Origin of the sequence: Streptococcus mitis, from assembly GCF_009496155.1 — a bacterium.
Lineage (GTDB): Bacteria > Bacillota > Bacilli > Lactobacillales > Streptococcaceae > Streptococcus > Streptococcus mitis_BQ.
Window position 1 is genome coordinate 1 of the sequence record NZ_WIJP01000033.1, and the last position, 3,842, is coordinate 3,842.

The following is a 3,842-nucleotide window of genomic DNA, read 5'->3' on the forward strand; positions in this document are numbered from 1 at the left end:
GCAGCATCTACACCACCTCTCAAGACTTTAAAGAGACCAAATTGAGAGGTCGAGGCACGCAACCAATGCTTACCCGACTTGATCAACTTGAAACGGGTCACACGATCCGTCTCTCTATATTCACCTTCTTGGCGTCTAAAAAACATGTTTTAGATTCCCTTCCTTTTATTTTTATGTGTATTTATTGATAAAATACCATTCTATATTATACACTTTAGATTCAAGTAATTCAATAAGTTTCAAAACATTTTTACCTAAAAAAAAAAAAGCATTTTTATATTACTAAATCCTGATTTGTAATTTTTTATAATTATCAATAAGATTCCAGATTTTAAGCGGTTTCAAAGTCTATAAATTTAATTCTTAATCATTTTATGTATTTATATTTAGAAATATTAAATTTTTGTTACAAAACATTAAACTAGAACTGGAAAATTATACTCTATTTGTTAATATATTGATTTTCTGTGATATTTGTATACTTGCATATCTTTTTATATCTATAGCAAGCTACATTAGCATGAAACAATACATAAATATTTTTGGCTCCTATTTGCTATAGAATAAATCAGAAAAACAGCACCTATAACGTACTATTCTAGTTTCAATATACTATCAATAAAAGAACGACTCAAAATTAAAAAGCTAGAGTTCCGCTATTGGGAATCTCTAGCTTTCTTGTGATTGAGAACTATTTTGTCTCAAGCTCTTTTCTAACCTATTTATTTTTGAAAATGGTTATTTTAAGACAAGACATTATACTTCATCTTCATCATCACGTTTCCGACGCTTAGCAACAAGACCTAGACCAGTCACAGCTGCCAAAGCTCCAAGGAGTACAGATGATTTAGAAGCCTCTGTACCTGTATTCGGCAATTGCTGTCTTGACTTACCTGCTGATTCTGACGCTGACGTGCTTGCTGATTCTGAAGCACTTGTTGATGCTGATTCTGATGCGCTTGTGCTTGCTGATTCTGAAGCACTTGTTGACGCTGATTCAGAGGCTGATGTACTTGCTGATTCTGAAGCTGATGTGCTTGCTGACTCAGATGCACTTGTGCTTGCTGATTCTGAAGCACTTGTTGAGGCTGATTCTGATGCGCTTGTGCTGGCTGATTCTGATGCGCTTGTGCTTGCTGACTCAGATGCACTTGTGCTTGCTGATGCAGACGCACTTGTTGAGGCTGACTCAGATGCGCTTGTGCTTGCTGATGCTGATGCACTTGTTGAGGCTGACTCAGAGGCGCTTGTGCTTGCTGATTGGCTCGCACTTGTTGAGGCTGATTCAGATGCGCTTGTGCTTGCTGACGCTGAGGCACTTGTTGATGCTGACTCAGATGCGCTTGTGCTTGCTGATTCAGATGCCGAGGTGCTGGCTGATTGGCTCGCACTTGTTGAGGCTGACTCAGATGCGCTTGTGCTTGCTGATGCAGACGCACTTGTTGAGGCTGACTCAGATGCCGATGTGCTGGCTGACGCTGACGCACTTGTTGAGGCTGATTCAGATGCGCTTGTGCTGGCTGATGCAGACGCACTTGTTGATGCTGATTCAGATGCGCTTGTGCTGGCTGACGCTGATGCACTTGTTGAGGCTGACTCAGATGCGCTTGTGCTGGCTGATGCTGATGCACTTGTTGAGGCTGACTGACTAGCTGAGGCGCTGGCTGATGCTGAGGCACTTGTTGAGGCTGATTCAGATGCGCTTGTGCTTGCTGACGCTGATGCACTTGTTGATGCTGACTCAGATGCCGATGTGCTGGCTGACGCTGAGGCACTTGTTGATGCTGATTCAGATGCACTTGTGCTGGCTGACGCTGAGGCACTTGTTGAGGCTGATTCAGATGCGCTTGTGCTTGCTGATGCAGATGCACTTGTCGATGCTGACTGGCTAGCTGATGTGCTGGCTGACGCTGAGGCACTTGTTGATGCTGATTCAGATGCCGATGTGCTTGCTGATGCTGATGCACTTGTTGAGGCTGATTCAGATGCGCTTGTGCTGGCTGATGCAGACGCACTTGTTGAGGCTGATTCAGATGCGCTTGTGCTGGCTGACGCTGAGGCACTTGTTGAGGCTGATTCAGATGCGCTTGTGCTGGCTGACGCTGAGGCACTTGTTGAGGCTGATTCAGATGCCGATGTGCTTGCTGATGCTGATGCACTTGTTGAGGCTGATTCAGATGCACTTGTGCTTGCTGATGCAGACGCACTTGTTGAGGCTGACTCAGATGCGCTTGTGCTTGCTGATGCTGAGGCACTTGTTGAGGCTGACTCAGATACGCTTGTGCTGGCTGATTGGCTCGCACTTGTTGAGGCTGATTCAGATGCCGATGTGCTGGCTGATTGGCTCGCACTTGTTGAGGCTGATTCAGATGCCGATGTGCTTGCTGATTGGCTCGCACTTGTTGAGGCTGACTCAGATGCGCTTGTGCTTGCTGACGCTGACGCACTTGTTGATGCTGATTCAGATGCGCTTGTGCTGGCTGATGCAGACGCACTTGTTGAGGCTGACTCAGATGCGCTTGTGCTGGCTGATGCAGACGCACTTGTTGAGGCTGATTCAGAAGCTGATGTGCTTGCTGATTGGCTTGCACTTGTGCTTGCTGACGCTGAGGCACTTGTTGAGGCTGATTCTGATGCGCTTGTGCTGGCTGATGCAGACGCACTTGTTGAGGCTGACTGACTAGCTGACGTGCTGGCTGATTGGCTCGCACTTGTCGATGCCGACTGACTAGCTGACGTGCTGGCTGATTGGCTCGCACTTGTCGATGCCGACTGACTAGCTGACGTGCTGGCTGATTGACTTGCACTTGTTGAAGCCGACTGACTAGCTGAGGTGCTTGCTGACGCTGATGCACTTGTTGAGGCTGATTCTGATGCTGAGGTGCTTGCTGATGCAGACGCACTTGTTGAGGCTGATTCAGATGCCGATGTGCTGGCTGATGCAGACGCACTTGTTGAGGCTGATTCAGATGCCGATGTGCTTGCTGATTGGCTCGCACTTGTTGAGGCTGACTCAGATGCGCTTGTGCTTGCTGACGCTGAGGCACTTGTTGAGGCTGACTCAGATGCGCTTGTGCTGGCTGATGCAGACGCACTTGTTGAGGCTGATTCAGATGCGCTTGTGCTGGCTGATGCTGATGCACTTGTTGATACTGACTCAGATGCGCTTGTGCTGGCTGATGCAGACGCACTTGTTGAGGCTGATTCAGATGCGCTTGTGCTGGCTGATGCAGACGCACTTGTTGAGGCTGACTCAGATGCGCTTGTGCTTGCTGATTGGCTCGCACTTGTTGAGGCTGACTCAGATGCGCTTGTGCTTGCTGACGCTGAGGCACTTGTTGATGCCGACTGACTAGCTGACGTGCTGGCTGATTGGCTTGCACTTGTCGATGCGGACTGACTAGCACTTGTGCTTGCTGACGCTGAGGCACTTGTTGATGCTGATTCAGATGCACTTGTGCTTGCTGACGCTGAGGCACTTGTTGAGGCTGATGCTGATGCACTTGTTGAGGCTGATTCAGATGCCGATGTGCTTGCTGATGCAGACGCACTTGTTGACGCTGACTCAGATGCGCTTGTGCTGGCTGACGCTGAGGCACTTGTTGATGCTGACTCAGATGCCGATGTGCTGGCTGATTGGCTAGCTGAGGTGCTGGCTGATTGGCTTGCACTTGTCGATGCGGACTGACTAGCTGATGTGCTTGCTGATTGGCTCGCACTTGTTGAGGCTGATTCAGATGCCGATGTGCTGGCTGATTGGCTTGCACTTGTTGACGCTGATTCAGATGCCGATGTGCTGGCTGATTGGCTTGCACTTGTCGATGCAGACTGACTAGCTGACG

At 48.1% G+C, this 3,842-nt stretch carries 2 protein-coding genes; both read right to left on the reverse strand.

Features of this window, described 5'->3' with window-relative positions; genetic code table 11:
• Window positions 1-146: KxYKxGKxW signal peptide domain-containing protein (locus GEZ84_RS11175; protein WP_194252072.1), on the reverse strand; the 146-nt coding region annotated here is incomplete at its 3' end.
• A 610-nt stretch (window positions 147-756) separates the two neighbouring features.
• Window positions 757-3,842, reverse strand: a 3,086-nt coding sequence (locus tag GEZ84_RS10510) for an LPXTG cell wall anchor domain-containing protein (RefSeq protein WP_194252073.1), incomplete at its 5' end; no start/stop codon positions are given.